Below are 15,572 nucleotides of genomic sequence, written 5' to 3' on the forward strand. Positions count from 1 at the left end.
GACTCCCGGCTGATGACCTGTACGCCAAGACGTTCCCCGGCTCCGACGGGGCTGCGGCGGTGCGCTGGTACCGGATGGCCGCCACCGCCGCCGACCAATCTACCGACCCCGACGTCCGCGTGTGGGTTCGGGGGCGGGCGGCGATAGCGCTCGGCTACGAAGGGGCGTCGCTGGGGGTGGCGGACGTCCTCGCGGACCAGGCCCTCGCCCTCTCCGACCGGCCCTCACTCGGCCTGCTCAACGCCGTCTACGGCAAAGCACACGCCGCCGCCCTACGCGGCGACCACGCCACCGCCCGCGCCCTCGACGCCCGAGGCCGGCGGATCTTCGACACCGCCGGTTCCTACGAGCAGACCTCCGACTACGCCGTCCCCTGGTGGCGCCTGAACGTCTTCCGCTCCCTGCTCCTGGCCCGCCTCGGCGACGAACGCGCCGCGACCGAGGCACAGGACCAGGCCCTCGCCGAACTCCCCGCCGAGCCTGCCCCGCTTCGCCACCCACCTGGAGCTCCACCGGGGCCTCATGCTCGCCCGCTCCGGCGACAAGGCCGGCGGCATCGCCCACGCCACCACCGCAATGAACGCCCTCCCCCCGGAAGAGCACAGCCTCACCCTGCGCATGCTCCTCGCGGAGATCCAGGCATGAACCACGGGGGACGGCCACCATGACCGTCCCCCACACCCGCACGTCGGCGGCGCGTCAACGGCCCGTCGGTGCCGCCGTCCCCCCGGCCAGGAGGATGCAGCGGATGCCGCCGCCGGGATGCCACTCCATCACCGGCGAGGCCTCCGTCCCGTGCTCCCGGCACCAGCCCACGGGGACCACGCCGCCGCAGTCGTGGCGCTTGCACGCGCACTCCTCCCCCGGGCCCGCGTATGCCACCGCGTGGCGTTCCAGGCCGATCGAGCCCGCCGAGGCGGCGCCCCGCAGGCCGGCCGGCCAGGCGAGCGTGAGGCGCAGGCCGCCCGAGCCGGAACGGAACCGGTCGATCACCCGCACCTCCCCCATGACCGCCAACGGGTTGGTACCGGGTGCGGTCAGCCAACGCAGCGACCCCCCGAACTCCCCGGCCGCCAGCTCGGCCACCGTGTCGGCGTCGTCGTCGGTGGACCAGCCGGACAACACGTCCTCCCCCGCCGGGTCGTCGGCCAGGGTCAGCCACGGGTCATCGAGGCGGACCCGGTGCGTGGCGCCGTTGGGGCCGGCCAGCACCAGCGAGGCGACCGTGGGCCCCGTGGGGATTCCGGTCTTGTCGTGGGCCAGAAGCCAGGCGACCACCGCGTGGCAGTCGAACTGCGGATGCACATCCGTGCCGGCCACCGGCTCCGGGAAGTCGGGGTGCCGGCGGCGCCAGTTCACCACCGCCGCCCGGCCCACCCTGGCGATCCGCGCCACCCCCGCCAGGAACACCCGGTCCCCGCCCTCAGGGACCGGGTCGAGAGCAGCGAGCGGGGAGCGGCGACCCGCCGCGACCGTGCGCACCGCCCGCCAGTCCACCGAGGGCCGGACCACCTCCAAGAGCGCGATATCGCGAGCGTCGTAGAGGGGGATGGTGGTCACCCCGCCCTGCCGCTTGTAGTCGACGTCCACCGCACCGACCGGGGACAGCCAACCCAGGCGCACCACCTGATCAAAGTCCGCTCGGCGCACCCCGAGGCGCACCGCAGCCTGGTCCGGCCCCAGCGGCACGTGCCGGTCGAGCAGGGCAGGCAGATCCCGACGGCGACCGAGGGCGGCCACCTGGTCCGGATGGACGTCGGGGAACTCGACATCGCCGCCGAGGTAGACCAGCAGACCGGCCTTCACGAGGCGGCCGACCGCCGAAGCCGTCACCCTCGGCCGCAGAATCGGCAGCGGGACCCCCAGGGCCTGGGTCAGCCGGTCCGCCGCCCACCCCGCCCCGACCGGGCCCCGCAGCGCCGCACGCACCGCCTCCGCGTCGGCGGCCTCCACCACCGCCCGCGACCACAGCCCCGGCCCGGCATCCGCCGGCGGAACCAGGCCACTCCCGGTAGCCCACCGCCACGCGGCCACCGGAACCCGCAACCGGCCCGCAGCCGCGTACTCGTCGTAGACCTCACGCACCGAACGCGCCATGAAACGCACCCCAATCGCACATCAACCGGCCCGACCACCGAGCCGTGCCCGAAAGATGGCGGTATGCCGGGAAAATTGTTAAGTACCCGAGTTTTACTGGCAGTTGGGGGCGCACCGCACAAGTCGTGTACGCGTACGCGAGGGCCGGATTCACTCCGGCGGGGGACGTCGGCGGGGCCCGCGGGCCCCGCCGACCGGTCAGCCGCGCGGCCGGTCGCCCCGGCCCCGACGGAACGTCACGAGCGCCTTGACGGCGCGCAGCAGAAGGCCTGCCACCTCAGCCCACTCGGGCGCCCAGTGGACCACCAACGCCTCCGCCAGCACGGGGCCGAGGACGGCCGCCGCCCCAGGCCCCGAGGCGAACCGGCGTCGCGCCCGGGTCGGCTCCACAGGCACGGCCGGGGTCGGGTCGGGGTGTCCGGCAGGCCCCCGGCCCGACTCCCCACCGGCCAACACCCCACATTTCAGGCATGGACATGACAGATGACTCCACACACGGATACGCGGATCACACCCCCGGCGGAGGTGTGATCCGCACAGTGCGGGAGACAGGGGTTAACCCCGCAAGCCCCGACAAACCAGCAGGTCAGAGCACACATGGACCGTGCTCGCGCACGCGGTACACCATCGCCCCATTAGCCCCGCAACCCCTCGCGGACCGCGCCGAGAATCCGGTCAGCCGGCTGCGGCGGCCGAGCCTTCCCCGAACCGGGGAACGTCCCCCACGCCCACGTCCAGGCGCAGCCGTTTGAAGCGGAGCGGGTGGCGCCATACGCCGCCCCGGTCGACGGCGCGGTCGGCGCTGATCTCGGCTACCAGCTCGGGGCGGACCAGGCGCACGTCCAGGACGTCGCGGCTCCCCCATGTCGCGGCGAACGTGACGCCCTCCCAGGGGTGTCCGGGGTCGGCGGCCGCCAGGTGCTCCGCGACCAGGCGGGCCGCCTCCGTGCGCAGCGGGACGGTGCGGCCGACCGCGCGGAGCCGGCCCGTGTGGTCGTGGCGGCCGAGGACGAGGAGTTGCGGGCGGGTGAGGGTACCGGTGACGGCGCCGATGATCGCCTCGGTGGTGTCCCGGCGGCGGACCTTGGTCCACGCCCCCCTGTGGCCCGGCATGTAGCGGCTGGTCAAGGGCTTGACCACGATGCCTTCGACGCCGGACACATCCGTCCACGAGTCGAGCCACTCCCGGGCCTTGGCCGGGTCCGTGGTCATCGGACACAGCGTCCACGGGGCCGTCAGGGCGTGGTCGGCGAACAGGGCCTCCAGGCGGGCGCGGCGCTCCACATATGGCAGGTCGAGCAGCCCCCGGCCGTCGAGCTGCAAGACGTCGAACGCCACGAAAAAGGCCGGCAGCTTCCCGGCCAGCGCGGCAGCGCTGCGGGCGCGGGCGGCGGCCCGACGCTGCAACCCCTCAAACGACAGGACGCCGGCCCCGGCGTCCCACACCAGCAGCTCGCCGTCCAGGACCAGGCCGGCGGGGAGCTGCGCCTCGGCGGACGCGACCAGGTCGGGGAACGCGCCCTGGACCAGGGCGCCGCGGCGGGTCTGGAGCAGCACCCGCCCACCCGGGGCGGCCGGGGTGAACACCAGCGCCCGGTACCCGTCGAACTTCTGCTCATACGCCACCCCGGAAGTGAGCGGACGCACGGGCGGGATCACCTCGGCGGCCTGCGCCAGCATCGGCTCCACCGGCGGTCTGAGCACCATCCCCGGGGCCTCCCTCGCCATCGCCCCCATTCCAGAGTCGGCCAGTCCGGCGCGAAACGGTCCGGCCCGGCGGCCGCCGGGCCATCCATCCGAGGGGCCCGGCGGGGCCGTCACGGCCGGTGTCAGGGCCGGCTGCGGCACGGTGGCGGCATGCGCCACTGGTCCCTGCCCCTGCTCCTCGCCGCACTGACCGCGGCCTGAAGGATGCGTCACTGTCCACCCCGCCCCTACCCGGCCTGCCGGAGCCTGGTCCGCCGAGGTCCGGGCAGACCACAAGCAACCCGCCGGACCGCGCCCCGCACGGCCGGACACCGGGCCGGCACTGCCCCTGGTACTGCCCCTCTCCCCCCTGCCCGAGCCCGACACCGCTCCCGAGGCAGACCGTGCAGTCGGCGCCGACCAACCCGCCCCCGCGACGTTCGAGGAGGACCAGCACACCGTGCCCGCCCCCCGCCGGACGGCCACAGGAACGAAACGTCCCCGCCAGGCCGCCACCCCGAAGCGGGCCACACAGCCCGCAGCAAAGCCCCAAAGCGAAGGCACGGCCGAAGACCCCGGCGCCGCACCGCCCGGCCCGGCCCGGCCCGCGCCCGGGGCGGGGCGGGGCGGGGGCGGGGGCGGGGCGGGGGTCGGAGACATGAGGGAGCTGTGCCGTGCAGCCCACGGCATCACCAGCCCTGCCATTGCCTCGCTGTGCCACCAGACATGTGCCTGAGCGCTGTAGTTGGCCCGTCCGGTCAACTACAGCGCTCAGGCACTGTCTGGCAGGGTTCCGTCCCGGTGAATGGCTGCGCGCCGCCCCCGGCTCGCCGCTTCACGGTGACGTCTACAGGGCCCGGTCTGCGCCTCTTCCCATAAGCCCTAGCCTCCCCCGCAGACACTCTGAACCTGTCGACGCCTCGGGCGAAGGCCGCGCCCCAGAACAAGCGGTGGATCTCTGACTCAGGTCACTGGCGGAGTGACGCCGGGAGGCCCCGCACACCCTTGAGCGTGGCGCCGGCGAGCTTGGCACCCGTGAGTTCGGCGCCCGTGAGGTTCGCACCGGTGAGGTCTGCCTTGGTGAGGTCGGCATCGGTGAGGACCGCCCCGGCCAGGTCCGCGTCGCCGGCAAGGTCCACTCCCGAGAGGTTGGCGCCGGTGAGGTTCGAGTCCCGAAGAGTGGCACACGTGACCGTGCTCGTCGGCTCCTCGGTGCTTTCGACGGGGGCTAGGAAGAGTTCCGTGCAGAACGTCGTCTTCCTGAGATCCGCGCCGATGAGGAAGGCGCGGCTCAGGTCCGCGCCCGAGAATCTCGCCCCCGTGAGGTCCGGGCATTCGCCGCCCGTAGTGCAGAAGAGGGCTCCAGTGAGGTCGGCCGAACCGAATCCCGTGTCCCGCAGTCGTGTGGCCTGGAAAACAACCCCGGTGAGGGCCGCACCCTCGAGATTTGCCCGGTTGAGGTTCGCACCGTCCAGGCTGGCTTCGGCGAGATCTGCGTTGCTGAGTTCCGCATCGCTCAGGTCGGAACCCGTGAGGACCGCTCCCTGCAGGTGGATGGCCCGCCCTTCGTAGGGATGCGCGGGCTTCCACCTCCGCAGGTCGGTGCGGCTCAAGTCCAGTTCCAGTCCCTCGTCGTGTTCGGGGCGGCGCCGAACCAGCACGTTCATAGCTGCACTGATGTCGGCGGCCGGTGTAGTGGCCGTAGGCAGCGGGGCGTGTCGGCGGACGTACGCGGAGAGCACCGAGACGACGGTTGCCTGGTCGCGCGGGGAGTCGTTCATGATGCGTTCCAGCGCATAGATGCCGCCAAGTCGCACATCCACGGAGCCCGAGCCCAAATTGCCGATGGCCGCGTTGAAGCGGTTGGTGATCTGCCCCTCCTCGGCGATCCTCAGCTCCTTGCCGGTCTGGCTCACCTGGAGCCAGGTGAAGAGCAACGCGGCCACGGCAGCCAGCCCCGGCAGGCTCAGGAGCAGCAGGGTGAGGCGGGAGGACGGGACGCCGCCGGCTTCCGGGCCTGCGGTTCGACGGCGACGGTTCCTCAGGCGGCGCCGCGCGGCACGCCGACGCGCGTTCTGGCGGAGTCGGGCAAAGGCGGAGGTCCCGGTCATCTGATCATTGGGACACGCCACGACAGAAGGGCTCGCTCGCCACACCGCATCTCCCCCTTGAAGCCACGATGCGGCTGGCGTGCCCGGCTGATAGGAGCTGCCAGTCAGTGACAGCGAGTCGCAGGGCGACACCTCTAGCTGCCTCATTGAGCGGGATCGGAAGCAGACCGGTTCCCTGGCCAACTACGACACTCAGGGTGGCCAAGTATCGCGCACAGTGGCCAACTATGGCGCTCAGTCACAAGACATACCGCTGACCTGTGAGGACTCGCACAGGAAATCGAACACATGATGGAATAGAGGGACCCCCGCACCGAGGAGCAGCGCCATGACCTCCCCCGCCCCGGCTCCCGCACCGAGACCGCAGATCGCCGCCTGGTCCCCCTCGCAGACCGGCCCATGCGCGCGGTGCGGTTCGCCCTGTGCAAGGTACGGGGCCCCTGCCAACCCCTTGTGCGAGGCGTGCAGGGCCGCGCGGCGGGCGCAGTACGGGGGCTGAACCATGTCCGTCCTGCCGCCCGACCTGCCGCGGCTGCGGACGCTGGTCACCTATCTCCGCGGCGAGCTCGGCCGCGCCGAACGCGCGCTGAACATCGCAGAGGAGCGCGAGGCTCTCGCCGCGCAGCGGCGCAGGCCTGCGCCCGAGCCGCCCGCGTGGCTGATCGAGCGCGGCATCGGAGCGGGCCGGCACCCCGTGCGCGTCCACGCAGGTGACTGTTGGGATGCCGGTAAGCGCTGCACGGCTATGAGCATGGACGAGGCGCGGCGGGCGCTGGTCGAGGGCGTACGAGCCTGTCCGCACTGCCGGCCCGACGCCGCACTCGGCATGGAATGACTCCCGCAGGACACGGCGACCGGCACACCTCGCGGCCTGCCCCCAGGGGGTTACGGGGCGGTTCGCTGCTGGTCGGTGCGGTGGGCGAAGGCTCGGTCGGCGCGGCGGCGGTGGTAGACGGCCTCGGGCCGGATGCCTGCAGCAAGCGCAGCCTGTCTCAGTGCGACGCCGGGGCGGAGGTTGCCGAAGAATGCTTCCCAGTCATCGGTGCCGGGCGTGGTGTCCGGGGTGCGCGGGTGCGCGCGGTGGGCAGCGTCCATAGCGGCGGCGAACGCAGGATCGCGTTTGCGTCGCTGATAGATCACGGCGGTGGTGATCCCGACCTGGGCCGCGGCAGCGGTGACGGACAGCCCGGTTTCCAGGTGGTCGAGGAAGGCACGTCGACGGTCGGGGGTGAAGCGGGGCGCCCGGGCGGGCGCGGGCTGCCCGGCGCCAAGTTCCTTGACTGCGTCGCAGGCCCTCGCGAACGCCGGATCATCGCGGCGCCAATGACTCGCCTTGCCAGCGCCGTCGAACAGGATCTGCGCAGCCAGACTCGGGGTGCAGCCCAGAGCGAGGAGCCGCAGGTACTCGGCACGTTCGGTGATGCCGGTGGCACCGACTTCGTCGGGGTCGGTGCCGGCCAGGAGCAGTGCGAGAGCCGTGTCGGTGCGGGCGGCCGTGAATACCTCCCGCACCTCGAGGCCCGCGGCCCGCGCGGCGGTCGGAACGTCCTGCCCGTTCCGCAACCGGTCGAACAGCGTCGACCGCTTCCGGGCGGACAGAACATCAGGCATGACCGCACGCTACGGGCACCCCCACCAGCGCACCCCACGACATGCCGGAGTGATCGGGCGGCGGCAGGGCGGAGGAGACGTCCACCTGGACGACGCGCTGCTGATCGAATGGCGCGGCGGCGGACCAGCCGTCTGGAGCCCGGACACCGGCGAGGAGTGAGAACAGCAGGGGGCCGCCACCCGGAGAGGGTGGCGGCCCGCACTGCCGTCGTCGGTCAGCGGCATCAGCCGCCGGGGCCGGCTACCGGTGGATCACCGCGCACGGCCCCCCCTGTACGACGTTGAACTCCACGCACAGCTTCGTGCCCTGCGCGAACTTCCTTCCGCCCTTGAACTTCCAGCCCACCGTGGAGAGCTTGGTCATGGCCGCGCCGACCGGGGTGGCGTCCTTCCACCCGGTGAGCTCCGACCGGTAGCCCTTCGGGGTGTAGGTGATCAAGCGGGCGCGCACGCCAGTGCCGTGGCCTTCCATGTGGGCGCCCACCTCGTTGACCCGCAGACCCTTGCCGTAGACGGACAAGCCCACCTTGCCGTCCTTGGCCTTCGCATCAGCGTGCGCGGGAGCGGCGGCGAACACGAGGGCCGCCGCCGTCAGTGCATAGATCGTCTTTCTCATGACCTTTCAACCGGTACAGAACGGGAAGGTCACCGGAGCGCTCAGGCAACGCCTCGTGGGGTGGTCCAGCGGGAGACGGACTCAGGCTCGGACGTCGACCAGGAGGCCGCGGCGACATCCAGCCGACCTCCGGTCGCGGAACCCGGCAGAACCCGGCGGAACACCGTCCAACCCTCATCAACGCTCACCGAAACTCACCGAAACTCACTCAAAGCGGCCTGGCCGAGACGGATCCGGGCCGCTTCGCTGCGGCCGGGTAGCGTGCCAGACTCGCCTAAGACGATCGGAACAGGCCAACCTGCCCGCCCCCTCCGCAGCGCTCTGGCACCACTCTGCAAACACTCTGAATACCCTCTCGCGCACTCTGCCTACGCTCTGGCGCACCCTGAGCACGTGCAGGTCATGGCGAGTTCAGGCGGGCATATCTCGCCACCGCCAGGCTCTCGCCCTACCCTCGCTTCACAGGCTCCGATCGAGCCGACTCCACACACCCGATACGCCTCCATAGGAGGGATTTCCGCCATGCCTCAAATCCCAACCTCGGCGGCCGAGCAGGACCAACGATGCGATCCGGCCAACTTGATCCCTAATGACCTATCGGAAGTTAGCCATGGTTGGCCACTGGTTGGCACTCATGTCCCCTTGCGCGACCTTGCGTAGCCTTTCACCTGCGACGATGCCCACGTAGCCGGTTGCCGTAGTCGGTGCTCGCCACCTACCCCGCCCGGCCATACGCTCCTCTCACACCTCGAAGTCCGGGTGGCCCTCCCTCTCACCCCCACGGAAGGGATGCTCCTCATGTCCGAAAATGCGTTCCCTTCGGGTGCTGCGAGGGCACCTGCCGCGATCCGGCCAAGTTCAGGCTCGGTGGCCTAGAGCTTCCTGGAGTTCTTTAGAACCGAATCGAGCCGATTCGTCTGTTCCGTTGTGTTTCTTTGAGTTTCCTTGAGTGTGACCTGCTGCGATGCAGGACTCCGGTGCGATTCCAGCCGCCGCTCGCCAGGCTCAGCCGGCCCTCCTACTCTCCAGACACGCCCCGGTTCTCGGGGACGTAGCTCCTCAACACGCCTTCAACGAAGGAGACTTCGCAATGCCCTCTTGGCCCCGTATCACCTGCCCTGCCTGCCGTCGCCCCGTCGCCGTCAGCCCGGACACGCGCCACCTGGCTCGGCACGACCCGCCGGGGCCCCAGAACCGCCGTCACGGCCTCCCCCCGATCTCCTGCATCGCATCGGGCCGCCTGATCCCGGCTGGTTCGGACCTGCTGCTGCCGATGTTCGAGGACGCCGAGCCCGCGCCAGCTACACAGGGGCTAGCGCTCTTCTAACCGGTCAGCGCGTCCGCGGGACTGTGCGGTGTAGGCACCTCTCCGTACCGGAGTCCCCCTGATGTTCGATTGGCTCAACCACTCCATCGGTCTGATGGCGCACGGCCTTCTCACCGAGCTGCCTGCACAGCGCGTCACCACAGCAGTTGTAGCTGCTGGCACTGCCGCTCTGCGGGCATGGGGTCGTCGCCGGCCGCGCAAGGCCGAGGACGGCGAGGTCTGACTCGCGTCTCACGTCCTCCGGGAGGATCGGGCGTGGCTCCGGGGCGGACCGCAACCGTCCACGCCCAGGGGTGCCAGCTCGCCAGCGACCGCGCGCTGACCACCACGGCGGCACTCGAGGCCCTCGCGCGGCCCGGCACGACGGCGTGCGCTGAATGCGACACCGCCGAGACCCTGCTCCCGATCCTCCGCCACGGCCAGGGCGAATCCGAGGAGGAGCCGGCCTAGCGGTGAATCACCGGGCATGGCGGACGGGTGTGCCGAAGCGCGATAGTTGTCACCATCGGCGCCCGCTGACCTGCGACTTCGGCCGAGCGAAGCACAGTGGTTGTCACCAGATCGGCGCGCTACCTGTCACCAGCAGCGCGCGAAGCACGGTGGGCGTCACCGGCTCCGACGCTCTGCTGGTCGCCGGCCCGGATAGTCAGCCTCGTGTGGCTTGACCATTCCAGTTGGCGGCGGTCGCCACGCAGAGCGCTCAGGCAGTCGGTTCAGGCGAATCGGTGGAACCGGACCTGTCCGGGCGATGTCTGGGCAGGCATGGATGATCTTCTGTTTTTCGCCCTGGTCTTCGGGCCGTTCCTGGCGCCCTGCATTGGCCTGGGCGCCGCCGTCGCGCTCGTCCGACGGGTGTGTAAGCAGCCGTTCCTGGTCGGACACCTGCCCAGCGTAACCACCTGCGCTCTGGTAGCGGTCTTGGCTGGCGCGGCGGCGTACGGCGCGTACTCGTGGGGTGTGATGTCGGGGTTCTACATCCTGGACCCGGATCAGATGTGCGCGTCGATGGGCGTTTCGGGCGATCATGTGGTGACGCGATGGACGTTGCCGGTCAGTGCTCAGTGCGTCACGTCCGACGGTGTGGGAACCGAACTGGCCCCGGGCTGGGTGAATCCCATGATCTTCACAGGTCTCGCGCTCCTGCTACTGGCCTTCGCCACAGGAACCCTCGCGGTCACGCGTCGGCGTCTCTCCCCGCGGTGAAGCACTCAGAGGTCGTTAAGTCCGTTTCTGGTAGCGGCCTCGTCCGGGTTGGGTGAGGAAGCCTTGGCGGGTAAGGCGTCCGAGGCGGCTGCGGGTGATGTTGACGGATGCTTCGTCGGTGGGCATGCCGAGGAGTTCGTGCAGCTCGCGGGCCCGGAATACCCGGGCGGGGTGCTGGTTGAAGGCGTTCACGACGGCCTGGTAGCTGGTGCTCGACTCGGGCGGATCGGGTTCGGTCCCGGTTGGTGCGAGTTCGGTGATGATCTTGCGGGTGGTGGCCAGGTCGGCGAGACGAGCTTGTGTCTCGGTGAGAGCGGCATTGAAGTGCGCTATCTGATTGCGAAGTTCGTCCGCCCGGGCCGTGGCCTCATTCACCCGAATGTGAAGGTCCACCAGGAGTTCGGTGATGTTCACGCGGCCAGCCCGACGGTGTCGCGCCAGGTGGGGGTGGGGGTGGTGAGGCGGCGGGCCATGTTCGCGGTGGAGGCCCAGTAGACGCGCGAGGCGGAGGTGTCGGGCCGGTGGTCGTACTCGCGGGCCAGCCGCCGGTGCAGCATCAACGTGCCGTTCGTCTGCTCGACCACCCACCCTTTCGGCGGCGGGACGAACCCTTTGCCCTGGTCGGCAGGGTTGCGGCGGACAACCTCGACGTCGATGTCCAGCAGGGCGCCGTGGACAATGACTTCGTCCTTGAAACCCTGGTCCACCAGGACCTTCTCCAGGCGCATCCCGCACCGCTCTGCCGCCTGGTCGAGCAGGGCGGTGCCGGCGGCATTGTCGTGCGCGGAGGCAGCCATGACAACGACGCCGATGATCAGTCCCAGAACGTCGACGGCCAGTCCGCGCTTGCGCCCCGAGACCTTCTTGTTCGCGTCCAGCCCCGTCGTGGTCCTGGGGACACCCGCCGCGGCGCGGACGGACTGGGTGTCGATGATCACGAGGGACGGGTCCTCTAATCGGCGGGCCTTCTCCCGAACCTGGCAGCGCAGGAGTCCTGGATCCGCTGGTCAAGCCCGTCCTGGCGCCACAGGCCGAAGTAGTAGAACACCGCCGACCAGGCAGGGAAGTCATGCGGCAGCAGTCGCCACTGACAGCCCGTCCGGTTCTGATAGAAGATCGCGTTCACGACCTCCCTCAGGTCGCAGGACCCGGGATCCCCGGTCGCCGACCGCGCCACCCGGTCCTGCTTCCAGCCCGTGATCATCGGCTCTATCAACGCCCACTGCTCGTCCGACAAGTCGCTGAGGTACGGCTCTCTCTTCACGCCCCGCATCTCAGCATGGACATGCCCATCAAGCAGCCCGGACGACGATCAGTACCCCGATCGAGCGATCACGAAAGAAGAGAAGCCGGACTTAACGCCCACTGAATGTTGTCAGTGTCGCGCGGCAGAAGATGGCTTCGGGTTCGCCGTCCTCGGGTACGACCTCGCCGTCGGCGATCGCGTAGAGGTGGTCGACGCGGGCCTTCTTGGCCGCGTAGTCCGGATCGCGGGAGGTCTTCCAGGTCTTCAGGCGTTGAAAGGAGACGCCTTCCTCGCGGAGCAGGATGCGCAGGCCCTCGTGGCTGATGTCGTCGACCACCCCCTCGGCGACCAGGAAGTCCGCCAGCTTGGTCAGACTCCAGGTCGAGAACGGCAGATCGTGCTCGGTGGGCTTGGACTTGGCGATCTTCTTGATCTCGCGGCGCTCGGGCAGCGTGAACGTCTTGGGCCGTCCCCCCTTGTACTTCGGATACAGCGACTCGAAGCCGTCGGCGTTGAAGTTGTGGATCACATCGCGGACCCGGTCCGCGCTGGTGAACGACACCTCGGCGATCCTTGCCACCGGCATGCCCTGTGCGGACAGCAGCACCATCTGGGCCCGCCGCCAGGTCACCACCGACCCAGTACCCCTGCGGATGATCCGCAGCAGCCGCCGGCCCTCATCGTCATCGATCCCACGGACGCGTACTCGTTCTGCCACTGCCCGAGAGTAGGGGACGGCCGACGCCCAAGAAGCTCACTCAGGCCGGTTGCCCCGTGCCCGCAGGGCCGCCTCCAGCCGGGCGATGTCCTCGGCGTCCTTGGTCCGTCGAGGCCGGGAGGGATCCCAGATCGGCATCATCCGCTTGATCTCGATCTGTGCCTGCGGACTCACGATCGCACATTGCAGGCCACCAATACGGCCCGGCCCGGCATCGAGCATTCCCTCGGGCCAGGGCGCACCGGCCCATGGACCCCCGGCGACCACCACACGGTCGGCCGCATCCCGGTCCAGGAGCGTAAAGCTGTTGTCCAGCCCGTCCTTGGCGAAATCAAGCTGCAGATCGGGTGGCGGTCCTGGGACCGGTTGATAGCCGTGCAACAGCAAGCCTTTCGCCAGGGCCTCGGCATCGTCTGTCCAGGCGAACCAGTCGATATCCCCATGGTCTCGCGTGATCTCGCCGAGGAAGAAGTCCATGGCCCATCCGCCGCGAAGCCACACCTCGACCTCAAGAGCTCCGGCAAACTGCACGGTCTCAGCGATCAGGCGGAGTTGTTGATCAGCACGTCCCATGTCCACAGCCAGGCAGGCTACCCGGCAACCGTTCAGCCCAGCACATCATTTGTCTCCCACAGGGCGAACGTTGCCTGATGCGGCACTAGCGCAATGGTTGGGACCGGGCGGTTGCGGAGTATGGCCCCGTGGGCCGGACTTCGGCTGCGGGCATCGCGTGGACGTACCTTCCGTGGCCGCGGCAAAAAGCAAGAGTGCGTGCGGTGTCATGCAGCAGGCCGTGCATCTCCCCTGCTTCAGTGAACGATCCCCGGAAGCTGGCCGCCGGGGCCAACATGAAGGGGTCTGAAATGGAGTTCGTCTTGGTGGCGCTGGCGATGGTGCTGCTTTCGGGTATGAAGAAGCTGATCAAGAGCGCGGCCGACCGTAACCGGGCGCAGGGGGAAGCCCTCCTGATCAAGGCCCGCGGAGAGGCCGCCCGGCAGGAGGCGAAGGGGAAGGCCGAGATTATCCGCGCCCGTATGGGTGGGGTACTGGCCGAGGCCAAGGCCGTACGGGGCGGGGGTAGGAATGCCGGAGCCTGACCGGGGTTCGTTCGAGGACGACGTCGTGGCCATGTACGAGAGGAAAGGGCGGGTACTGGTCCGGCACGCCAGACGGTGCCTAAAGGAGGCCGGTATCCCGGCCTCCAGGGTCGGCGCCGAGGACATCGTCCAAAACGCGATCATGATCGCGCTCGTCAACCACGACAAGAAGCCCATCGAGGACTTGGGCGCCTACGTCTACAAGGTCATCGCCAACCAGGTGCGAGACGAGGCCAGGCGCCGGGGTGTCGCCGATCCGATCGACTCGACCGAACCCGGCACAGCCGACGCCAGAGTGCTGTGGGTGTCACAGGTTGACGACGACGTCGCCAGCCGGCTCGATGCCGAGAAGGCACTGGGCAAGATGTCCCCGCAGCAGCGCCGGCTCATCTTGCTGTCCAAGGGTGTCGGCTACTCCCATGAGGAACTCGCCCAGGCCACCGGACTCCACCGAGGAACCATTGGACGTCACATCGCCCGGGCCACCCGGGCACTCACCACCGCCCTCGGGACCATGCTCGTAGCGGGCTTCTTCTTCGTGGCCACGTACGTACCCACCTTTACCTTTCCTGCGCCCGGCCCTGCAGGGCCGCCACCCGAGGACTATCTCACCGAGATCTTCTCCGGAGCCCTCGCCGCCTTGGCGGCCATCGGAATGCTGTTGATCAAGTCCCGTCTGGGAAAGTACCGAGGCGATGCGCTAGTGTCCTGCGCCGGAGATCCGTCGTTAGTTTATGTATGACTGCTTCTGCGGATGTGCCGGTGCCTCGTCGTGGTCCGAAGTTGGAACCGTTGTTGTTGTCTTCCGATGAGCGTGTGGTGTTGGAGCGTTGGGTCCGCAGGGCGTCATCTGCGCAGGCGGTGGCCTTGCGGGCCCGCATCGTGTTGGCGTGTGCCGGTGCTGATGTGCCGCCGATTGTCGTGGTGGCACGGGAGTTGCATATCGCGGCCGACACGGTCCGCAAGTGGCGTCGCCGGTTCCTGGCGGCCCGGCTGGACGGGCTGGTCGACGAGCCCCGGCCTGGCCGACCACCCACCATCAGCGTTGATCAGGTGGAGGCGGTAGTGGTCGGCACGCTGGAGGAGATCCCGAAGAACGCCACTCACTGGTCGCGTTCATCGATGGCCGCCCGCAGTGGCCTGTCGAAGTCGACAGTGGGCCGGATCTGGCGGAAGTTCCAGCTCAAGCCCCATTTGAGCGACACGTTCAAGCTGTCGACGGACCCGCTGTTCGTGGAGAAGCTCTACGACGTGGTGGGGCTGTATTTCAACCCGCCCGAAGGAACGGTGGTGCTGTCGGTGGACGAGAAGTCCCAGATCCAGGCTCTTGACCGCTCTCAGCCAGTGCTGCCGATGATGCCCGGCATGCCCGAGCGCCGCACTCACGACTATGTTCGCAACGGGCTGACCACCTTGTTCGCGGCCTTCGACGTCGCGACCGGTGAAGTCATCACCTCACTGCACCGTCGCCACCGGGCCGCGGAGTTCAAGAAGTTCCTCATCAAGATTGACAAAGAGGTCCCCGAACACCTTCAGGTCCACCTGATCTGCGACAACTACGGCACCCACAAAACCCCGGCCATCAAGACGTGGCTGGCCAAACACCCACGGTTCCACCTGCACTTCACACCCACCGGCTCCTCCTGGATCAACCAGGTTGAGCGATGGTTCGGCTTCCTCGCGGACCAGAAGATCCGCCGTGGCGCCCACAAGAGTGTGCGCTCCCTGGAAGCCGACATCCGAGCCTGGGTCAAGCAGTGGAACGAAAACCCGACCCCGTTCACCTGGACCAAGACAGCCGAAGAGATCCTCGACTCACTCGCCCGCTTCTGCCAACGGATCTCCGGCGCAGGACACTAG

14 protein-coding genes and 3 pseudogenes are annotated in these 15,572 nt (G+C 69.2%); 8 read left to right on the forward strand and 9 right to left on the reverse strand.

Translation table 11 applies throughout. The annotated features are described in order from the left end of the window. Window positions 1-17: 17 nt before the first annotated feature. Window positions 18-645: pseudogene (locus OG299_RS00850) on the forward strand (XRE family transcriptional regulator); the annotation flags it as partial. 54 nt (window positions 646-699) lie between these two features. Here the strand turns inward: OG299_RS00850 and OG299_RS00855 are convergent. From OG299_RS00855 to OG299_RS00865, 3 genes are all read right to left on the reverse strand, one after another. Then, entirely contained in the window at window positions 700-2,097 is a 1,398-nt protein-coding gene (locus OG299_RS00855; protein WP_327364692.1) for a hypothetical protein, read from the reverse strand. Between the two features lie 675 nt (window positions 2,098-2,772). After that, window positions 2,773-3,804 carry an ATP-dependent DNA ligase gene (locus OG299_RS00860; protein ID WP_327360029.1) on the reverse strand — a complete coding sequence of 344 codons (1,032 nt, stop codon included), beginning with the start codon at window positions 3,802-3,804 and terminating at the stop codon, window positions 2,773-2,775. 947 nt (window positions 3,805-4,751) lie between these two features. Then, on the reverse strand, window positions 4,752-6,041 hold the full coding sequence (locus OG299_RS00865) for a pentapeptide repeat-containing protein (RefSeq protein ID WP_327360030.1): 1,290 nt from the start codon (window positions 6,039-6,041) through the stop codon (window positions 4,752-4,754). A 355-nt stretch (window positions 6,042-6,396) separates the two neighbouring features. Between OG299_RS00865 and OG299_RS00870 the strand changes: the two genes are divergently transcribed. After that, window positions 6,397-6,729, forward strand: a complete 333-nt coding sequence (locus tag OG299_RS00870; protein ID WP_327360031.1) for a DUF6233 domain-containing protein — start codon at window positions 6,397-6,399, stop codon at window positions 6,727-6,729. A gap of 50 nt (window positions 6,730-6,779) precedes the next feature. Here OG299_RS00870 and OG299_RS00875 read toward each other — a convergent pair whose 3' ends face one another. Continuing rightward, on the reverse strand, window positions 6,780-7,505 hold the full coding sequence (locus OG299_RS00875) for a hypothetical protein (protein WP_327360032.1): 726 nt from the start codon (window positions 7,503-7,505) through the stop codon (window positions 6,780-6,782). On the opposite strand from OG299_RS00875, the gene OG299_RS00880 reads away from it, so the two are divergent. After that, window positions 7,504-7,665: a hypothetical protein gene (locus OG299_RS00880; protein ID WP_327360033.1), complete on the forward strand. Its 162-nt coding sequence runs from the start codon at window positions 7,504-7,506 to the stop codon at window positions 7,663-7,665. The genes OG299_RS00875 and OG299_RS00880 overlap by 2 nt on opposite strands. Window positions 7,666-7,746: 81 nt before the next feature. On the opposite strand, the gene OG299_RS00885 is transcribed toward OG299_RS00880, so the two are convergent. Further along, window positions 7,747-8,121, reverse strand: coding sequence for a hypothetical protein (locus tag OG299_RS00885; RefSeq protein ID WP_327360034.1), 375 nt, complete (start codon window positions 8,119-8,121; stop codon window positions 7,747-7,749). Between the two features lie 1,582 nt (window positions 8,122-9,703). Between OG299_RS00885 and OG299_RS00890 the strand changes: the two genes are divergently transcribed. Both OG299_RS00890 and OG299_RS00895 read left to right on the forward strand, forming a co-directional pair. Further along, window positions 9,704-9,898: a DUF6233 domain-containing protein gene (locus tag OG299_RS00890; protein WP_327360035.1), complete on the forward strand. Its 195-nt coding sequence runs from the start codon at window positions 9,704-9,706 to the stop codon at window positions 9,896-9,898. A 312-nt stretch (window positions 9,899-10,210) separates the two neighbouring features. Next, the gene (locus OG299_RS00895) at window positions 10,211-10,651 is read left to right on the forward strand and encodes a hypothetical protein (RefSeq protein ID WP_327360036.1); all 441 of its coding nucleotides are present in this window, start codon (window positions 10,211-10,213) and stop codon (window positions 10,649-10,651) included. 15 nt (window positions 10,652-10,666) lie between these two features. Here OG299_RS00895 and OG299_RS00900 read toward each other — a convergent pair whose 3' ends face one another. The 4 genes and pseudogenes from OG299_RS00900 to OG299_RS00915 form a co-directional block, all read right to left on the reverse strand. Next, window positions 10,667-11,065: a hypothetical protein gene (locus tag OG299_RS00900; RefSeq protein WP_327360037.1), complete on the reverse strand. Its 399-nt coding sequence runs from the start codon at window positions 11,063-11,065 to the stop codon at window positions 10,667-10,669. Further along, window positions 11,062-11,915: pseudogene (locus OG299_RS00905) on the reverse strand (IS5 family transposase). Before OG299_RS00905 ends, OG299_RS00900 begins: the two are co-directional and overlap by 4 nt. Before the next feature lie 124 nt (window positions 11,916-12,039). Then, window positions 12,040-12,615, reverse strand: a pseudogene (locus tag OG299_RS00910) (helix-turn-helix domain-containing protein); the annotation flags it as partial. Between the two features lie 36 nt (window positions 12,616-12,651). After that, window positions 12,652-13,188, reverse strand: coding sequence for a nucleotidyltransferase domain-containing protein (locus OG299_RS00915; RefSeq protein ID WP_327364420.1), 537 nt, complete (start codon window positions 13,186-13,188; stop codon window positions 12,652-12,654). Between the two features lie 290 nt (window positions 13,189-13,478). Between OG299_RS00915 and OG299_RS00920 the strand changes: the two genes are divergently transcribed. Genes OG299_RS00920 through OG299_RS00930 form a run of 3 tightly spaced genes read left to right on the forward strand, consistent with a single transcriptional unit; the run spans window position 13,479 to window position 15,572 of the window. Then, entirely contained in the window at window positions 13,479-13,712 is a 234-nt protein-coding gene (locus tag OG299_RS00920) for a hypothetical protein (RefSeq protein WP_327360038.1), read from the forward strand. Between the two features lie 31 nt (window positions 13,713-13,743). Next, entirely contained in the window at window positions 13,744-14,454 is a 711-nt protein-coding gene (locus tag OG299_RS00925; RefSeq protein ID WP_327364421.1) for an RNA polymerase sigma factor, read from the forward strand. Beyond that, window positions 14,451-15,572 (forward strand): IS630 family transposase, encoded by a 1,122-nt coding sequence (locus OG299_RS00930; protein ID WP_327360039.1) that lies wholly within the window; start codon window positions 14,451-14,453, stop codon window positions 15,570-15,572. Before OG299_RS00925 ends, OG299_RS00930 begins: the two co-directional genes overlap by 4 nt.

The organism is Streptomyces sp. NBC_01296 (assembly GCF_035984415.1).
In the GTDB taxonomy this organism is placed as follows: domain Bacteria; phylum Actinomycetota; class Actinomycetes; order Streptomycetales; family Streptomycetaceae; genus Streptomyces.